The following is a 17,729-nucleotide window of genomic DNA, read 5'->3' on the forward strand; positions in this document are numbered from 1 at the left end:
GTACATATTTTTCTATAGAATTGAAAAATATATTATTAGTAGTCATGTTAGGAGGCTAAAATGTTATATGTCACGATCGTTACGATACTTCTAGCGATATTCGTTTGGTTTTTACCAAAGAGGTTAAGGCGCAACGATGTGCTTGTTATTTGGATTACTGTGTCCTATGTTGAAATTGTTGCTGATCTTATTTTAGGACTGCTATTGGATTTGTATTATTTCGCTGGGGAAAATGAGGTAAGTGCTGAAGCGCTCGGCATCAAGCTTATTATGGCTCCACTATTTGGCATCATTTTTCTTCATTATATGCCTAAGGATTTTAGACGCTTTATCCCGTACTGGTTGTTTTGGGCAGTGTTTTCTACGTTTTTTGAATGGACAACTAGTGTTTTTCACTACTTGACCTACACAGGCTGGACGCCATTTTATTCGTTCATTTTCTTCTTAATTATCATTCCTCTCTTTCGCGTTTATTATTTGTATATTAAGCATTAAGAAAGGTGAACTCTAAAGTTTGAGTCCACCTTACTAGATTCTTTAAATTAATATTGGTGCGGTGACATGCGTGTATCGAGAAGTGCACTACTAATTTGGTGGGGAAAAGGCTAACGAGGTCCGTCCCTGTTAGCCATGCTAATGAGGTCCGTCCCCGTTAGCCTTTGTTAGGGCGTCGTAGTTGATAATTTGTGAGCTTTTTATATATTCAGCTGTGCCGCGGTTAAAGCCGATGAGGACAATTTCTTCGTCTGATTCGCCTTTTGTAAATTCGAAGGTGAGAATGTCATCTCCGCTGTAGACGAACATAAATCTAGGGTAATCATTCGTCTCATCGTAATAAAATGCAAGTTCGTACTCCTTATACAATTCATAAATGTCCGTTAGCTTGTCGCGGCGTTGTACTCCCTCTTTCGTAATATCGTTTCCATGTGGCATTGCATACGCATACGAAAGGCCAACGAGCGTGTCTGTTTCATCATATTGAAACGATACAGGGAAATAGTAATATGGATCAAAATAAATTTCAGGTTCGCCAAACATTGCAACGATATAGTCCCTTTCAACACCTAATGGAACTTCCATTGCTTTTTCCATCGTTTCTGCATATCTTTTTTGCCTATCCTCATATTCAGGTTCTTCTTCGTCAAGCCGCTCCGTCTCTGGCTCTTGTTCCTGTTCGTCTTCTTCATCTTTTTCTTCCACAGGAGGTAAAAGCTCTTCTGATATATCTTTAGATTCCTCTACTGTCGGAGCTGATTGCTCTACGTTTGTATAAAAGTGAAAAAACCATGTCCCAATACCAATGATCATGGTTAACAGGATAATTGTTAGTATTTTATTGAATGTCGTCATGTTTTCCCTCACTTCAAAAAGCATTGAATTTCATTATACATAGTATACGTTGCTTATCAAAAACATAGAATCGATATATTTCATAACATTTTTATACATATTTGGTTTAATAATGCTCATTATACCACTGAAGGATGGAGGTGATAAGATGACAAATCCACTAGATTCTATATGGACTAAGCTACAGGCAATGATAGAGGAAGATGAAGATGCACCGCTTCACGTAGGGGAAGCGATGCTCTCATGGACTTACTTGACAGCAATGAAAGATTTGCAACGCTATGAGGAAATAGGTTTGAATACAACGACCGATAACGAAGTGAAAGATATTCTTCAGGATGCATATAAGCTTTGTGAATCGCAGACAAAACAATTAGAAGATTTATTGACGAAGGAAGGGGTTCCGCTCCCTGATAACGCTCCTCAAAAGCCGAAATCGTCTCCGGATGACGTCCCTCCTGGAGTAAAAGGCACTGATAATGAAATTACAAACGGTCTATCGGTAAAAATTGCTGCCGCCATTGTCGAGTGTGCGTCTGGACAATCCCAAGCAATCCGCAACGATATCGGGAAAATGTGGTTTGAATTTCAAACTGAGCTTCTTACGTTTGGAATGAAGCTAAAAGGATTAATGAAAAAAAGAGGTTGGTTAAAGGTGCCACCGTACTATATTCCGCCAGGTAAAATTAATTAGACTCGTTCCAGTCTTTTCGGGCTCCCTCCCTCAATCGGATGGAGCTTTTTTTATTTTCTTTACATATATTTGGTTTTATTAGGCAAAACTATTTTTGGTGATGTGACATGTTGAAGAAACTACATATTGTTTTTCTACTCGCTTTCATGGTTGGCGCTCTTCCAATGGAAGCATCAGCAGAAGACAAAAATATCGCAAGAGAGTTTATGATATCCTTCATTGAAGGAAAAGAAGAAAGCCCGTATGATACCTATCTCGCTGACGGCGTAGTCGTACCAGAGATTCGTGAGCATACACGGGTGAAAGGCTATTCTTCACTATCCTCCCCTTTGAAAAATACAAAGGTTGTCATAGGATATTTTGAGGATGACTTAGCCGACGATCGAATGGCTTTCATTTGGGAATTAACTGTCGAAGACGACAAAATAACGAACATTCGTGTTGTCCACGACGGCTCTAACCCGATGATCAACGAGGAAAAAACGGTAAAGGAATACGAAGAGCTGAACGGGACTAGCATTCTAGTCCCTTCCGATCTTCCTTTCACCATCACGCACGTAGACGGCGCCGTAAACGACGATCAATTAGAAATCACCTACAAAAATGGCCTTCTAAATGATCTCCTTTCCATCAACGTCGGCCCAAAAACGTACGATATTGATAACTACAGTGGCGACGGTTACGAAAGCCTCCACCTTTCCGACGGAACAAAGGTACTGTTCTATTCAGGCGAAGCCGCCTCCGAACAGCAGCTCATCTTCCAAAAAAGCAACCTACAATACACCATTCGCTTGAATACCCATTCAAGCGAAACATACGACATCATCAAAGTCGTCGAATCAATGTAAAGGCGAATGGGGACGGTTCTCATTCGCCTTTTTGGCGTTGGGTTGGTGGAGTTTTGCATGATTCGGTGGACGTTCCGCATGATTTGGTCTGAGTTATGTATAATTTTCATTGAGTTACGCTCTATCTAAGTTTTGTGTGATTTGAGCGAAGTTTCGCAAAGTTTACTGGATATGTGGTAAATGAGCTATCCAGGGTTGCTGCGGAGGAGGGGCTTTCATTTTTTTGTGCAATCATTTGGTTGCGCCCTACTTTTTAGTCACTTACATACCCCAATCTTTCTTCCAGCTGTCAGGTATATACATCCCTTTTTGCTTTAGGGCGACGTAGTATTGGCCTTGATGAATGCCTTCGTGTTGTATCGCAGTCGCAAGTAATTCCGCAATAGATAATTCTTCTTCTGCCATTTTGATGTGCGTCCCTTCAGTACTCAAAAATGCAGTTGCTAGCTCCTCCATACTTTTTTCAAGCGCTTCCTTTATGTTTTCACTAGACGGTAGTTCACCTGGGAATTGCACTACTCCTGTTTCGAGTCCATTCCGGTAAACATTTCTTACGCGTATAATATGGATAAACAATTTTCTCAGCGTACCGAGTTCACGTATTAGTGGAGTGTCCCAGCTGCTTTCCGGAATCTCTTTTGCTAAGGCATTTGTCATTTTCGCTGCGTATATAAAACCTTTTACATCCACTTCTACCATACTCCTTTTCTAATTTTGCAATAAAAACTGGCGCTCAATTCCAGCAAAGTGTAACTATAATAGATTTTTAACCATGATTAAACAGGGGTTTTCTTCTCCCCAGATTTCCTTGATTTCTTCTAATGGAATAAAGCCATTTTTAGCATAAAATCGTCTCGTTTTTTGGTAGTTTTTATCTGGGTGTGAGTCACTTAACGTTTTTACCATAAAGAATTTAACATCGTTTTTTACTAAATGCTCCTCAGCAACCTTCAATAGCTTTGTTCCCCAGCCACAGCCGTGGTAATTCTTTGAAATACCCATCGCATATATTTCTGAGGTGAACGTATTGTTAGCTTTGATGCTGATAAAACCAACAGGTTGATTTAAGTCGTACAGTGCGTAAAAATCGGTGCCGTTTACACCGTTAACATAATTGGTGATTGCTTCCTCGATGCCGAACCATTCTGGAAGCTCCCTTAAAATGTTGTTAGTAATTTTTGATTTATCTTGATCGAGTGAGACTTGTCTTATTTCTTGCAAATCGATTCCTCCATTTTTTTCGAATGTAATGTTTATTATCTCTATAACTACTTGTAAGGATAACAGGGACGGTTCTCACTTGCCAGTTTGATAGTTTTTTATGATTTGATCATGGTTATGTGCGATTTCTTTCAAGTTACACGCGATTTTGATCGAGTTACGCGCGATTTCACACGAGTTTGAAGCGATTTGGAAGCCAACTGGAAAAACACTTCAATTATGCAAACAGGGACGGTTCTCTATCGCCAGTTTGATAGTTTTTTATGATTTGGTCATAGTTATGTGCGATTTCTTTCAAGTTACACGCGATTTTGATCGAGTTACGCGCGATTTCACACGAGTTTGAAGCGATTTGGAAACCAACTGAAAAAAACACTTCAATTATGCTAACAGGGACGGTTCTCACTTGCCAGTTTGATAGTTTTTTTATGATTTGGTCAAAGTTATGTGCGATTTCTTTCAAGTTACACGCGATTTTAATCGAGTTACGCGCGATTTCACACGAGTTTGAAGCGATTTGGAAACCAACTGGAAAAATACTTCAATTAGGCTAACAGGGACGGTTCTCACTTGCCAGTTTGATAGTTTTTTATGATTTGGTCATAGTTATGTGCGATTTCTTTCAAGTTACACGCGATTTTGATAAAGTTACGCGCGATTTCACACAAGTTTGAAGCGATTTGGAAGCCAACTGGAAAAATACTTCGATTAGGCTAACAGGGACGGTTCTCACTTGCCAGTTTGATAGTTTTTTTATGATTTGGTCATGGTTATGTGCGATTTCTTTCAAGTTACACGCGATTTTGATAAAGTTACGCGCGATTTCACACGAGTTCGAAGCGATTTGGAAACCAACTGGAAAAACACTTCAATTAGGCTAACAGGGACGGTTCTCACTTGCCAGTTTGATAGTTTTTTTATGTTTGTTGTAGAGTGCCTTTATGCTTTTCCTATCATCTTTGAGATGGTTCTGTTATGCTTCTGCAACCATTTTTAACTTGTGTATGTTATGTTTTTGCAACCATTTTAACTTGTGTATGTTATGCTTTTGCAACCAACTTGTTAATGCTAAGCTTTTGCGACCATTTTTAAGATGTGTTGTTTTTGTTGTGTCGTGACGTATGCTCTTTTTCCAAAGACGTCGTAGTTGTTTTGTCGTATTGATGTTAGGATTGCTTTATAATAGTAGGCTGATAGTGTTACTGGTAGCCTCGAGAATTGTGGATACAGCTCGATATTGGCTAATCCTTTTTCATAGTTTTGCTCAGCGATGTTGGATAGTTCTTCGCACATGCGAACAAAGGCTGGGTTCACTTCTTTGTTTGCTAGCATCGTATCTGTATAGTTATGTTTATCACGGAGGTCTTTCGGGATGTAAATGCGATCTCGATCTAAATCCTCTCCTATGTCGCGCAGTATATTTGTTATTTGCATAGCGAGTCCTAAACTAATTGCACTTGGGCGAAGCTGCTCTTTGTTTTCTGGAGATAGGATTGGTAGGAGCATGAGTCCAACGGTGCTCGCAACGTAATATGCGTACTGCTCCAGTTCTTCCATCGTATTGTATCTCGATTTATATAAGTCCATTTCTTGCCCCTTCACCATATCGAGGAATGGCTGGATGTCAAAATCAAATTTTGAAAAGGTATCGTTTAACGCTATCCATAAATAATCACTTTCATCGATGGTGCCGTTTCTAAACTGTTCGAAGTTCGTTTTAAAGTCATTTAGCTCTGTAACAGGGTTAGTCCCTTCATCTACGATATCATCTACAGTACGGCAAAAGGCATAGATGGCCCATACAGCTTGCCGTTTCTCGAGAGGCAATAATTGAAATGCTTTAGAAAACGACTTTGAATGATGCTCCATTACTTGCTGGCACATTTTATACGCAACACTTATTTCCATTGTACTTGCCCTCCTCATCTATGAATCCTCTTTGTCATTCTTCTCGTTCGAATTCAAATATGGACAGTTTTTTTCCTTGCGTTATCGATCAGTAATTTCGTTGTGATTCTTGCGGATTCAAAGATTGTTGGAAGTCCGCTTCCTGGATGGGTTCCGCCACCGACGAGCCACAGCCCCTTAATTTCTTTTACTTGATTATGCGGTCGGAGGTACATCATTTGCTTTAAGTTGTGGGCAAGATTAAAGGTTGCACCACGAAAAACGTGTTTCTCCCGTTCCCAGTCTAGTGGGGTAAGTATTTTTTCGACTTCGATATTGCTTCGCAAATCCGTTAGGCCTGTTCTTTTTTCAACCTGATCCCAAATTAAATTTCTAAAACTCTCTTTTTCCGTATCCCAAGAAATGCCACTCGTATTATTCGGCACAGGTGCTAATATATAGAGTGCAGATTTGCCAGCTGGCGCTAATGTTGGATCGGTAACAGTCGCATTTTGAATGTATATAGATGGGTCTTCTGAAACTGTCATCGTTTCTGTTATTTGTTCTACATTTTTCTTATAATCCTCTGAGAACAAAATCGTGTGGTGATCTAGGTTGACAGGTTGATTCACTCCTGCGTAGATCATGAATGTAGAACAGGAATAGTCTTTTTTCTCTAGCTTGATGTTTTTATATGCTTTTCTTTTATTGTCATCGATCAGTGATGTCATGCCATACGCAACGTCTGCATTCATTACAACGTCATCAGCGTGGATTAGTTCACCGTTCGATAGCGCTACACCTCGAGTGTGTTGATTTTCCACCATTATTTTTTCTACGCTTGTTCCTGTATGTATTTCTCCTCCATACTCTTTTACTACGTTTGCCATCGCCTTCGTTAATGCATTCAAGCCACCGATTGGGTGAAAAATACCATACTCATATTCCATGAATGATAATATGCTAAATGCACCGGACATTTCCACGGAGACATTCCTAAATATTTTGATTGAAAGGTAAAGGAAAGTAACAGTCTTTCGTCATCAAAATATTGAGATAGCACATCGTATAAGCTTTTTCCTAAATCTAACGATGGAAGCGCACGTAGACTTTTTAAACGAACGTAATCGAAAATGGAATCATGCTTATTTTGCAGAATTGGCATTAACATGCTCATCTTTTTTCTCGTATCATCCATAAATCTTTCATATTGAGCGCCGTAGCCCGGGAAAAGGCTTTCAATTGTATTGACCATGTTCCGCTTATCTTTCGTTGCCTTTATCTTCAAGTCGTTAAAAGCGAGTGTATACATCGGATTGAGTTCCTTTAGTGTTACATAATCATGAAGGTTTCGATTAGCAGCTTGAAAGATTTCCTCTAGTATGTGAGGCATACTAAAAAATGTTGGTCCTAGATCAAAGGAATAGTCACCTAAGGAAAACGATGATGTTCTGCCTCCGATATAATCCTGTTTTTCAAAGACTTGTACTTTGTATCCTTTTGCCGCGAGGAGCATTGCTGCCGCTAATCCTCCAGGGCCTGCGCCGATGACAATCACTTTGTTTTCTTTCATTACCGTTCTCCCTTCATCTATCGTGCCATTTCCCTATTGATATGTTCCCCACTCATATGTATACAAATTATATACAAAAACGAATTGGAAGTGTTAGTATTTTGCTTTATCAATTTACCATGTTACATTTTCACCAAATGCATCAGAACCCCTATTACTGTAAGTGTTAACTTACTTACTAGCCTCTGTTTTTTTCACTAAATATTGCACCATTTTCTTCCATAAAGTCGTATCACTACACATTTTAAGTGTATCGTTGTATAACTATTGTATAACATGATAGGATTTGGAGGGCTCTTCATGCCATATCAGCTCGATACAGTATTATTCCGTTTTTTCATTTTTTGGTACATATGTGGGGTTGTCCTATTAACCTTTGACCTTCTACCGATGTGGTTAGAATGGGCAAACGTCGTATTTTTGATTCTTGCCGGCCTGCTTGCGATGGTCTATTTTACTCGCGCTTTCCATTTTAAAAAAGGGTTGCTTATGATCGCGTTCGTTTTCGTTTTGTCTATGCTGATTGAAAGCTTTGGTGTTAAAACGGGACTATTTTTTGGTGATTATACATATGAATCTGATTTTGGTCCAAAGCTGCTTGGCGTACCAATTACAATTGGCTTCGCATGGGTAATGGTCATTGCCACTTCTCATACACTAGCTCGTCCTATTGCGAACATCGTTTCTCGCATGAAAGGAATTGCGTATGCTCTTTATGCAGCTTTTATCGCAACAGCGTTGGACTTTATTATTGATCCGGTGGCATTTCAAGTGAAGCAATATTGGATATGGCACGAACCGGGCTATTATTATGGCATTCCTGCTTCTAATTTTTACGGGTGGTTTATACTATCTTTTGTCATCCACTACTGCCTGTACACATTTTTCTTTAAAAATAACAAATGGACTTCGCAACAAACAGCTTGGGATTTACGAATGAGACTACTATATTTTCTTATGACCTTCATGTTTCTCATCGTTGCATTAGTAAACACGCTTTTTCTTGCAGCCGTTCTTTCTATTATTTTTCTATTGATCATATATCCTATTTATTACGTTACGAATAATAGGAGGGCTGTCGATGATAAAAGCAGAAAGAAGCGTATTGTTTGAACATATGTTTTCTGTGTATAACAAGCACCTTTTAAGGAAGCATTTTCATTGCATTTATTTAGCTAGACGTGGGGAAAAACGAGCTGGACCAGCAATCTATCTTGTTAACCATAGCTCGTGGTGGGATCCCCTCGTTTTGTTTTATTTAAACCATGCCGTTTTAAAGGAAAATGCTGTAGCGATGATGTCAGAGGATGGACTGACACGTTTTCCTTTTTTTCGAAAAATCGGGGCGTTTTCTGTTAATCGGCAAGCTAGAAAATCAATCATGACATCGTTGCAATACGCTTCTGAGCAATTAAAGGAAGGAAAAAGCGTATTTTTATTTCCACAAGGAGAGGAAGTACATATCGAAAAACGACCGCTCACTTTTTTTTCAGGAGCTGCCTATTTAGTAGAAAAGCAACCTAGCTTACCTGTTATTCCTATCAGTTTTTATCACTCGTTCTTTCATCATCAACTTGCTGAATGGTTCATTTCTATCGGTAAGCCCATTTCTATTCCACAACGAGCGACTAGGAAGGAAATAACCGCTTTGTTTGAGAAAAAGATGACATTCGAGCTTGATCATTTAAGAACGCTTGCAATGACGGAGCAGATTGACGATTTCCAGTTAATATTACATGGCAAAAGCGGGATTAGTGAGAAGCTTGAAAGTTGTAAACAACTGTTTAAAAGGAGGTAATTACGATGTTGGCATTATTTATCGTTATTCAGCTTGCCTTTCTAGTTTGGGTTCTGTTTAATAGTTTTTGTTTACCAAAGCTTCCGTCTTACTCCAGACGGTCTTCTTCTCCGCTTATATCTGTTCTCATACCGATGAGAAATGAAGAAAGAAATGTTGCTAAGGTCATCAATAACTTAAAAGCGTTAACGTATCAAAATTTTGAAGTGATCATCCTGGATGACCATTCAGAAGACGATACGAAACAGCTTCTTCAGCAAGCAATAGGCAGCGACAATCGTTTTAAAGTGATTGATGGGAAGCCGCTTCCTCAACGTTGGGTTGGAAAAGTTTTTGCTTGCCATCAGCTCGCTTTGGAGGCAAATGGCGATTACTTTCTTTTTCTTGATGCAGATGTTTCCATTCACGAAAATACGTTAGAGCGTACGTTACGCGCTTTTCACTTAGGGACTGGTCTTATTACCGGTTTCCCAAAGTATCCTGTTAAAAACTTCTTTAGTCACTTGCTCGTTCCTATGCAGCATTTTATTGTTCATTTTCACTTACCAATTTTCATCGCTAACAATACAAAGAGACCAGCTTTTACAGCAGCACATGGTGCTTTTATGATGTTTAAGCGAGATGCGTATGAAGCAATTAAGGGACATTATTCTGTGAAAAATTCGCTTGTCGAGGATATCCATATTGCTCGTGAAGTAAAAAAAACAGGCTATTACGTAAGACTGATGAATATTTCCGATTCTGTTTCTTGTTTCATGTATGAAAGTAACAAGGAAGTATGGGCAGGCTTCTCAAAAAATATTTTTCCTGGGTTAGGAAAAAGTAAAGCATTAGCCCTTTTGTTATCGACGTTTTATTTTGCTATATTTTTGCTTCCGTTTTTAATATTCATTGGTGGACTTTTTTCTAGTTCCCCATTTCTCAGTTCGATTCCTTTCCTTTTAGTACTCGCACAAAAGTGCATCGTCGACATATTTACAAAGCAAGCAAGTTGGAACTTTCTACTATTCCCGCTTTCTGTCATAGCAACAATACTCGTTTTGTTTTACTCTATGTTTTTACAGTTTTCTAAACGAGGATTTTCTTGGAAAGGACGTACATATTCATGAAAAAACACGCTGTTATTATCGGTGGTGGATTAGGTGGGCTAAGTGCAGCTATTAAACTACAAGCAACTGGTTGGCAAGTGACACTACTTGAAAAAAATAACGACGTTGGTGGAAAACTGCATGAAGTTGTTATCGGAAGTCATCATTTCGATTTTGGTCCAAATACGATTACAATGCCTCATGTTTTCCGTGAAGTTGTTCAAGACGCAGGTGAAAACCCTGATGACTATTTCACTTTTGAAAAACTTGATGTGCATACGAAAAATGTATTTGCTGATCGTAGTTCCTTTTATTTTTCTTCAGAAAAAGAAAGAATGAAAGAAGAGTTGTTAAAGCTCGATCCGTTTGCTGCAGATAAGTACGAGGATTATTTAATGGAAGTAGAAAACTTATATTCCCTTGCCCGACAACATTTCTTTCATCGCACTTTTTCTTCATGGAAGGATTACTTGTCGCTCCCTTTAGCGAAGGCAATGGCAAGGGTGAAGCCGTTAACGACGTTAGATGCTTTTCATCAGCAGTTTTTCAAAGATGCCCGTGTCCGTTATGCCTTTAATCGCTATGCGACGTATATAGGATCTTCCCCTTATACGACTCCGGCTACATTCGGTTTAATTGGGCACTTGGAATTAGTTGATGGGGTTTATTTTACTCGTGGTGGTAACCATCGCATTGCTCTCGGTTTTTTAAAGCTGGCAAAAAAATTAGGGGTCACTTTGCTCACGAATACAGAAGTAACGAAGCTGGAGGTTAAGGATCAGCGTATCGTTGCCGCCATTACTGACAAGGAACAGCGAATCACAGGAGATAAGTTTATTTTAAATGGTGATTTATTAACGCAGTTTCCAAGACTCGTCGATAAGCAGCACCGCCCTCACTTTTCTTTAAAGCACGTACAGCCATCGATCTCCGCATTCGTTATCATGGCAGCAATGAAAACAAGATTAGACTTACATCACCATCACGTCTTTTTCGGTGAAAACCCTAAAAGGGAATTCACTCAATTGTTTGACGACCAGAAATTCGGTGACGATCCAACAATCTATATTTGTACTTCCTCGAAAACAGACGAAACACTTTCTCCTGACGGGGATAATTTATTTATTTTAGTAAATGCCCCACCTCTTTCAGCAGATTTGAATGAGAAGAGAGAGCCTTCTTTTGTGATAAAAGAAAGAATCTATGACCAATTGGAAAAGCGTGGCTTGGCAATTCGCGACAATGTTGTCAACGATATAACGGTCGATCCAACAACGATCGCAGCTAAGTTCCATGCATTTCGCGGCTCCTTATATGGCATCGCATCAAATCGAAAACGCGATACTTTTCTAAGGCCATACAATGCTGCAAAAGATATTTCAAACCTTTATTTCGTCGGTGGCAGTACACACCCAGGCGGCGGCTCTCCTATGGTTGTGTTAAGCGGCAGCAACGTCGCGAGGAAAATCCTGAGCGGTTAATGGGCTAATGGGGACGGTTCTCATTGGCCAAGTTTGCTTGATTTGCTTGATTTGGTCAAAGTTACGGGCGATTTCTTTCAAGTTACGAGCGATTCCGATCGAGTTACGCGCGATTTCAACGGAGTTACACGCGATTTGGAAGCCAACTGGAAATCACCTTCTATCAGGCTAATGGGGACGGTTCTCATTGGCCAGGTTTGCTTGATTTGCTTGATTTGGTCAAAGTTACGTGCGATTTTTTTCAAGTTACGAGCGATTCCGATCGAGTTACGCGCGATTTCAACGGAGTTACACGCGATTTGGAAGCCAACTGGAAATCCCCTTCTATCAGGCTAATGGGGACGGTTCTCATTGGCCAGGTTTGCTTGATTTGCTTGATTTGGTCAAAGTTACGTGCGATTTCTTTCAAGTTACGAGCGATTCCGATCGAGTTACGCGCGATTTGGAAGCCAACTGGAAATCACCTTCGATTAGGCTAATGGAGACGGTTCTCATTGGCCTCGTTCGCCATTGGTGTGCACCATTCTCTATAAACATTGCACAAAGGGACTGAAAAAGGTAAGTATCTACCTATTCCAGTCCCCACGATTTTAATTTATGCAGTTCGTTTTTTTCTGTAGTATAGGCTAATGACTCCCATGATGGTGAGTACGGTGCCTAGTAACAGCATATTGTAGTTGTTCGTTGCTGTGCTTGGTAAGTTATCCGTGTCAGCGGCTACAGCATCGGTTAGCGCGTCTGCACCTGCTGCTTTCTCACCAGTCTTGTTTTCTCCACCTTTGCCTTCTGATCCAGCGGAATCATTTTCGACAGTAGCGTCACTACCTATTCCTGGCGTAGTGTCCGTAACTGGCGATTCGCTTCCACTTCCTGGAGTCGGCTCTAATCCTGGTGTTTCACTTCCGCTTCCTGGAGTCGTTTCCGATCCTGGGCTTTCGTTGTCCTCTACTGGCGGAGTTCCTTCGCCTGGCGTATCTACTTCTTCGCTTTGTACGATTTCGAAGATGGTAAATGTACTAAATTTATCAATGACAAATTGTAATCCTACTGGCGTACCGTTTTCGTCTACGACAACTTCGCCATTCACTACTCTTCTGTCGCCGTCAGTATGCTCGATGAAAATACGTAAGTTATCAATGTTTGTGTATTCTACATCGTCTAGAGGTAAAATGACGGTTGTTTCGTATCCTTTATAGTTTGTTTCGATTTCTCTCGGTGTACCTAATACAACAATTTCTTGTCCTGCTTCTAACTCAGCAATGACTAGTTCGTGGTTTTTCGTACGTTCTATTACGTCATTTCTTTCGTCGGTTTGGCGGACAGGGACGATACGGAAAAATAAGTCTTTGCCGTCTTGCTGCATTTTTTCGATTGTTTCTTTAGACAAGATAATCGAGCCTTGATCTGTCTTAATTGTTAATGAATCTTGTATTTTTTCTAAAACATCTAATGAAATCTCTACAGCAATTTCATCAGCGAGATTAGATGTGTCATCAGGAAGGTAAATCGTGATCGGTCCTGATGTTACTTGCGAAATAATCGCGTTGTCAATAATGAGCTTGTCGATTTTGTTCACGATTGTCGTATTCGAACTATCCAATAAGTTAATGCGTTGAATCGCTGGTGGCTTGTTTAAGTTAGAACCAACTTCAACAGTGACTTCTCGCTTTACTTCTTCAAATAACTTGTCACCGACTCTGTTGCTTTTGACAACTAATAAGAAGGTCTTCTCTAATTGCGCTACGCCATTTGTGAGGGTAGCTGTTAAGATTACTGACTCATCTCTCGTTTGTCGTTGTACTTCAGCATTTTCTCCTGAAACTGTGATAATGTCATTTTTGCTTGATTCCCAAGTAATGTTTGAACCGTAGTTTCCTTCAGCTAGCATAATGAATTTTGACGTGATGCTTTCCCAAGTGTCGCCTTCCGCGAAAGTGAAAGCTGTTTGCATCGATAATGCACGAGCATCTACTGTTAATTCAAGAAGTGTCGTTAGCCTTTGTTTTTCTTCATCACTTGTGACGTTTTGGATTGCCAATTCAATTACTTTATTTTCTGGCTGTTGGAACTTAGTTTCTGCATTAACTGGTTTGTCATGCTTTGCAACGTCATCGATTGCATTTTCTATCAATGCGATGTACGCCTGCTGCTTCTCTGTTTCTTCTTTATCTGATTGTTCAACTGCATCTACTAGCTGTTGCACTTGATCTTCGTCTACGAAGGAAAACGATGTTTTCGTTTCTAGCCATTTATTAACGAGATTCGTGTACAAGTGTGCTTTTCTGTCTTCACTAATGTCACTACTATCAATTTTTTGTTTCACTTCAAGCAATTGATCGATCGAATCGACGTTTGTGATATCAGTTTCTAGATCTTTAGTTGTCGTTTCCATATTTAATTCTAAGATAGCGGCTTCTAATAATGCCGTTGCCTCTTCAATCGTTTCTTTATTGAGAGGGTCCTGATGTAGTGCTTCTTGTAGTGTGTTTTTCGCTTCTTCTACTGCTTCATAAAGTTCGTCAGACGCTTCGCCACCTGATTTTTTATAGCGATCATGTGCTTTTTCTGCTTCGTCTAACGCGTCTTCTCCGGCTGCTTTCGCATTTTCTAGTTCCTTTTGTTCAGCGGCTTCTTCTAGTTTTTTCGTCGCGTCGTTTAACGCTTCTGTTGCTGCTTCAATCGCATCTTTCTCTACTGGTGTTGCTTGCAATGCATTGTTTAAGACTTCCTTCGCTGCTTCTACTACTTCGTACAGCTCATCAGATTCCTCTCCACCTGCATTGTAATAACGATCTTTAGCTTTCGTTGCTTCCTGTAATGCTTCTTCTCCAGCTGCTTTCGCATTTGCTAATTCCTTTGCTTCAGCGGCTTCCTCTAATTTTTTCGTCGCGTCGTTTAACGCTTCTGTTGCTGCTTCAATCGCTTCTTTCTCTGCTGGTGTTGCTTGTAATGCATTGTTTAAGACTTCCTTCGCTGCTTCTACTGCTTCGTACAGCTCATCAGATTCCTCGCCACCTGCATTGTAATAACGATCCTGCGCTTTTTCCGTTTTCTCTAACGCTTCTTCTCCGGCTGCTTTCGCATTTGCTAATTCCTTTGCTTCAACGGCTTCTTCTAGTTTTTTCGTTTCATCAATTAACGCTTCCGTTGCTGCTTCGATTGCATCTTTCTCTGCTGGATCAGCAAGTAGTACTTCTTTTAATGCTTCCTTCGCTGCTTCTACTGCTTCATAAAGATCGTCAGACGTTTCGCCACCTGCATTTTCATAACGGTCTTGGGCTTTTTCTGCTTCCTCTAATGCTTTTTCTCCCGCAAACTTCGCGTTTTCTAGCTCCTTCGCGTCGATTGCTTTTTCTAGTACAGTAGTAAGATCTGTTACTTCCTCTGTCGCTGCTTCAATCGCTTCTTTGTTTGCTGGATCAGCAAGTTTCGCTGCTTCTAACACTTCTTTTGCTGCTTCTAGTGCTTCATATATTTCATCAGTTGCATCGCCGCCCGCGTTTTTATAGCGATCCTGCGCTTTTTCCGCTTCCTCTAATGCTTCTTCTCCAGCTGCTTTCGCATTTTCTAGTTCCTTTTGTTCAGCGGCTTCTTCTAGTTTTTTCGTTGCGTCATTTAGGGCTTCCGTTGCTGATTCGATTGCGTCCTTGTCTGCTGGATCAGCTAGTAGTGCTTCGTTTAATGCTTCTTTCGCTGTTTCTAATTGCTCAAATATATCGTCAGACGCATCGCCGCCCGCGTTTTTATAACGTTCCTGCGTTTTTTCTGCTTCCTCTAATGCTTCTTCTCCGGCTGCTTTCGCGTTTGCTAATTCCTTTTGTTCAGCGGCTTCTTCTAATTTTTTCGTTGCGTCATGTAGGGCCTCTGTTGCTGATTCGATTGCATCCTTGTCTGCTGGATCAGCTAGTAGTGCTTCGTTTAATGCTTCCTTCGCTGCTGCTACTTCTTCATAAAGCTCGTCTGACGCATCACCGCCTGTGTCTTTATAGCGATCCTGCGTTTTTTCCGCTTCCTCTAGTGCTTCTTCAGCTGCTGCTATCAAGTCTGCTAGAGAATTTAACGTATCTTCTGCTTCCGCTTTTTTTGTAGGGTCAACGATATCGTCGATGATTGCTCTCGTCGCTTCTTCTTCCTCAGGAGATAACTCCTCAAGATCATCTAAAATCTTTTTCACGTATTTTTTACGTATATCATCTTTTTCCTCATCGTCTTTATCAGATTCATTAATGAGGTCACGAACGACGAAAATATCTCGTGCATCTCGAATTAAAATATCTTTTTCTCCGTCTATTAAAATATCAAGAACGTCTGATTTTAATTCTTTCTTCTTTTCTTCCTCTAATGAATCTTCATTGTCAATTTTGTCTTTTACTTTTTTGACGTCATCCATATCGTCAAGGTTTTCTATATCTTTTTTCACGTCATCAATGAAAATCTCTTTTTGCACGTCGTCAAAGTCACGTTCGTCTAAGCTCGTATAGTACGTGAATGTTTTGCTTTCACCTGCATGTAATGGGCCTGAATCCCAAGTCATTGTGATTGCTTGGTCAGCTTGAATCGTTTGACCTTTCGCACTTGGGTTATCGTAGGCAGCTGGCTCATACGGGTTCGTATTCGTAAATCCGAATACGGACGCTCTAGCTGCAGGATCATTTGAGTAAAAGAAAATTGGTATTCTTGAATTAAAAGCAGTATATAGTGGATCATGATTTTGGAAAGTCTCTGCTTTAATTACCGATTTGCCGTCCTCTGCAATCGTGTGGGTTACTGTATTTGCCGTCACAAATGGTCCACCGCGATATTGAGAGTTGTCAGGGTCGAAAGTTCGCATATAGCGCGCGCCGTCCCAAGCATGTGCAGTGATGTTTTTGATCGTGACATCATTGCGGTAAAACTTGTCGTCTACACGAAAACTGATGACTTGTGTAATTTCCATTGTGCCAGCCCAAATAGAAACAGTTCTCGCCTTCAAAATGCCTTGCTCAACATTCGATTCATTTGTAACTGTAGTAGGCATGTTTCTCGTACCCATTTGAGCCGAATTCGAGTTAGCATTTTTTGTAGAGCCAATTTGATAGCCTACCGCAAATCTTTCTTCTGGTGTACCTGGAAGATAGTAATCAACTGGTAAATCTCTTCCATTACAGAATCCATCATGGTCTGCACTCATGCCAATCATATTCGAACCTAGGTGTGGTGTCGTTTCTCCGTTTAAAGTTCCTCTGAAATTCGAAGGCTTCTCTCCTAAAGTTCCGAAGTCACCCCAATTACTAATTCCTAATTCAATGTAATTACCGCCTAAAAATAGCTCGGTTCCGTGTTCTCCTCCATACACCGCTCTTGCTCCAGAGTATGAGCAAGCGTCTGCGGTAACTGTGCTTGCTGGTAAAACCGTATAAAATAATATGAGTAGAACCATTCCGATGATAGATGGCCTTTTTATGTGTTTCTTTGCTTTCCCCATCTCCAAAACCCCTTTTTTCTTTAGTTAAGCTTTTTTAATTAAATGTTTTGTCTATTACAATGAACTCACTTATTAACGTTCATTTAAGGCAACTCCTTCGCTTTTTTTACATATTTCTATTTTAGTTCTTTAGTCTGAACATTTTCTGAACATTCGACGTTATTCACCATAATAATGGTGCTAACAGTATGATATATAGGTATAAAAACCTAATACTTATAGCCCACAAAAATATTTTTTATTAAATAAAAAAAGTAATAGCCTGACTAACAGGAGGGGATTTTCACCTATCGAGTCAACCTATACCTATATGCAGCAGAGCTTT

The 17,729-nt window shown here is 40.1% G+C and carries 12 protein-coding genes and 1 pseudogene; 7 read left to right on the forward strand and 6 right to left on the reverse strand.

The window, feature by feature from the left end; all coding sequences use genetic code 11:
- Positions 1-60 precede the first annotated feature (60 nt).
- Entirely contained in the window at positions 61-495 is a 435-nt protein-coding gene (locus BCELL_RS19660) for a hypothetical protein (RefSeq protein WP_013490545.1), read from the forward strand.
- Between the two features lie 138 nt (positions 496-633).
- On the opposite strand, the gene BCELL_RS19665 is transcribed toward BCELL_RS19660, so the two are convergent.
- Complete coding sequence (locus BCELL_RS19665; RefSeq protein WP_013490546.1) at positions 634-1,350, reverse strand: hypothetical protein; 717 nt, start codon at positions 1,348-1,350, stop codon at positions 634-636.
- A gap of 148 nt (positions 1,351-1,498) precedes the next feature.
- On the opposite strand from BCELL_RS19665, the gene BCELL_RS19670 reads away from it, so the two are divergent.
- Both BCELL_RS19670 and BCELL_RS19675 read left to right on the forward strand, forming a co-directional pair.
- Positions 1,499-2,044 (forward strand): DUF3231 family protein, encoded by a 546-nt coding sequence (locus tag BCELL_RS19670; protein WP_013490547.1) that lies wholly within the window; start codon positions 1,499-1,501, stop codon positions 2,042-2,044.
- A gap of 107 nt (positions 2,045-2,151) precedes the next feature.
- On the forward strand, positions 2,152-2,892 hold the full coding sequence (locus BCELL_RS19675) for a hypothetical protein (RefSeq protein ID WP_013490548.1): 741 nt from the start codon (positions 2,152-2,154) through the stop codon (positions 2,890-2,892).
- Between the two features lie 261 nt (positions 2,893-3,153).
- Here the strand turns inward: BCELL_RS19675 and BCELL_RS19680 are convergent, their stop codons facing one another.
- The 4 genes and pseudogenes from BCELL_RS19680 to BCELL_RS19700 all read right to left on the reverse strand — a co-directional run bounded on the left by BCELL_RS19680 (position 3,154) and on the right by BCELL_RS19700 (position 7,573).
- Positions 3,154-3,582 carry a DinB family protein gene (locus tag BCELL_RS19680; protein WP_013490549.1) on the reverse strand — a complete coding sequence of 143 codons (429 nt, stop codon included), beginning with the start codon at positions 3,580-3,582 and terminating at the stop codon, positions 3,154-3,156.
- Positions 3,583-3,645: 63 nt separating this feature from the next.
- Positions 3,646-4,113: a GNAT family N-acetyltransferase gene (locus BCELL_RS19685; RefSeq protein WP_013490550.1), complete on the reverse strand. Its 468-nt coding sequence runs from the start codon at positions 4,111-4,113 to the stop codon at positions 3,646-3,648.
- A 1,068-nt stretch (positions 4,114-5,181) separates the two neighbouring features.
- The gene (locus BCELL_RS19695; protein ID WP_013490551.1) at positions 5,182-6,021 is read right to left on the reverse strand and encodes a phytoene/squalene synthase family protein; all 840 of its coding nucleotides are present in this window, start codon (positions 6,019-6,021) and stop codon (positions 5,182-5,184) included.
- A 53-nt stretch (positions 6,022-6,074) separates the two neighbouring features.
- Positions 6,075-7,573: pseudogene (locus BCELL_RS19700) on the reverse strand (phytoene desaturase family protein).
- Positions 7,574-7,873: 300 nt separating this feature from the next.
- Here BCELL_RS19700 and BCELL_RS19705 point away from each other — a divergent pair.
- The 4 genes from BCELL_RS19705 to BCELL_RS19720 are packed head-to-tail and all read left to right on the forward strand — an operon-like array spanning position 7,874 to position 11,940.
- Entirely contained in the window at positions 7,874-8,686 is an 813-nt protein-coding gene (locus BCELL_RS19705) for a carotenoid biosynthesis protein (protein ID WP_013490552.1), read from the forward strand.
- Positions 8,655-9,371, forward strand: a complete 717-nt coding sequence (locus BCELL_RS19710) for a lysophospholipid acyltransferase family protein (RefSeq protein ID WP_013490553.1) — start codon at positions 8,655-8,657, stop codon at positions 9,369-9,371. The genes BCELL_RS19705 and BCELL_RS19710 overlap by 32 nt, the downstream gene beginning before the upstream one ends.
- Before the next feature lie 5 nt (positions 9,372-9,376).
- Positions 9,377-10,480: a glycosyltransferase family 2 protein gene (locus BCELL_RS19715; protein ID WP_013490554.1), complete on the forward strand. Its 1,104-nt coding sequence runs from the start codon at positions 9,377-9,379 to the stop codon at positions 10,478-10,480.
- A complete protein-coding gene (locus tag BCELL_RS19720; RefSeq protein WP_013490555.1) occupies positions 10,477-11,940 on the forward strand; it encodes a phytoene desaturase family protein in 1,464 nt (487 codons plus the stop codon). Before BCELL_RS19715 ends, BCELL_RS19720 begins: the two co-directional genes overlap by 4 nt.
- Before the next feature lie 595 nt (positions 11,941-12,535).
- On the opposite strand, the gene BCELL_RS19725 is transcribed toward BCELL_RS19720, so the two are convergent.
- Entirely contained in the window at positions 12,536-17,404 is a 4,869-nt protein-coding gene (locus BCELL_RS19725; RefSeq protein ID WP_013490556.1) for an immunoglobulin-like domain-containing protein, read from the reverse strand.
- Positions 17,405-17,729 lie beyond the last annotated feature (325 nt).

The organism is Evansella cellulosilytica DSM 2522, from assembly GCF_000177235.2.
Classification (GTDB): domain Bacteria; phylum Bacillota; class Bacilli; order Bacillales; family Salisediminibacteriaceae; genus Evansella; species Evansella cellulosilytica.

Coding starts and splice junctions, on each gene's coding strand:
- BCELL_RS19660 (WP_013490545.1), top strand. CDS start 61: ATGTTATATGTCACGATCGTTACGATACTTCTAGCGATATTCGTTTGG.
- BCELL_RS19665 (WP_013490546.1), bottom strand. CDS start 1,350: ATGACGACATTCAATAAAATACTAACAATTATCCTGTTAACCATGATC.
- BCELL_RS19670 (WP_013490547.1), top strand. CDS start 1,499: ATGACAAATCCACTAGATTCTATATGGACTAAGCTACAGGCAATGATA.
- BCELL_RS19675 (WP_013490548.1), top strand. CDS start 2,152: ATGTTGAAGAAACTACATATTGTTTTTCTACTCGCTTTCATGGTTGGC.
- BCELL_RS19695 (WP_013490551.1), bottom strand. CDS start 6,021: ATGGAAATAAGTGTTGCGTATAAAATGTGCCAGCAAGTAATGGAGCAT.
- BCELL_RS19705 (WP_013490552.1), top strand. CDS start 7,874: ATGCCATATCAGCTCGATACAGTATTATTCCGTTTTTTCATTTTTTGG.
- BCELL_RS19710 (WP_013490553.1), top strand. CDS start 8,655: ATGATAAAAGCAGAAAGAAGCGTATTGTTTGAACATATGTTTTCTGTG.
- BCELL_RS19715 (WP_013490554.1), top strand. CDS start 9,377: ATGTTGGCATTATTTATCGTTATTCAGCTTGCCTTTCTAGTTTGGGTT.
- BCELL_RS19720 (WP_013490555.1), top strand. CDS start 10,477: ATGAAAAAACACGCTGTTATTATCGGTGGTGGATTAGGTGGGCTAAGT.
- BCELL_RS19725 (WP_013490556.1), bottom strand. CDS start 17,404: ATGGGGAAAGCAAAGAAACACATAAAAAGGCCATCTATCATCGGAATG.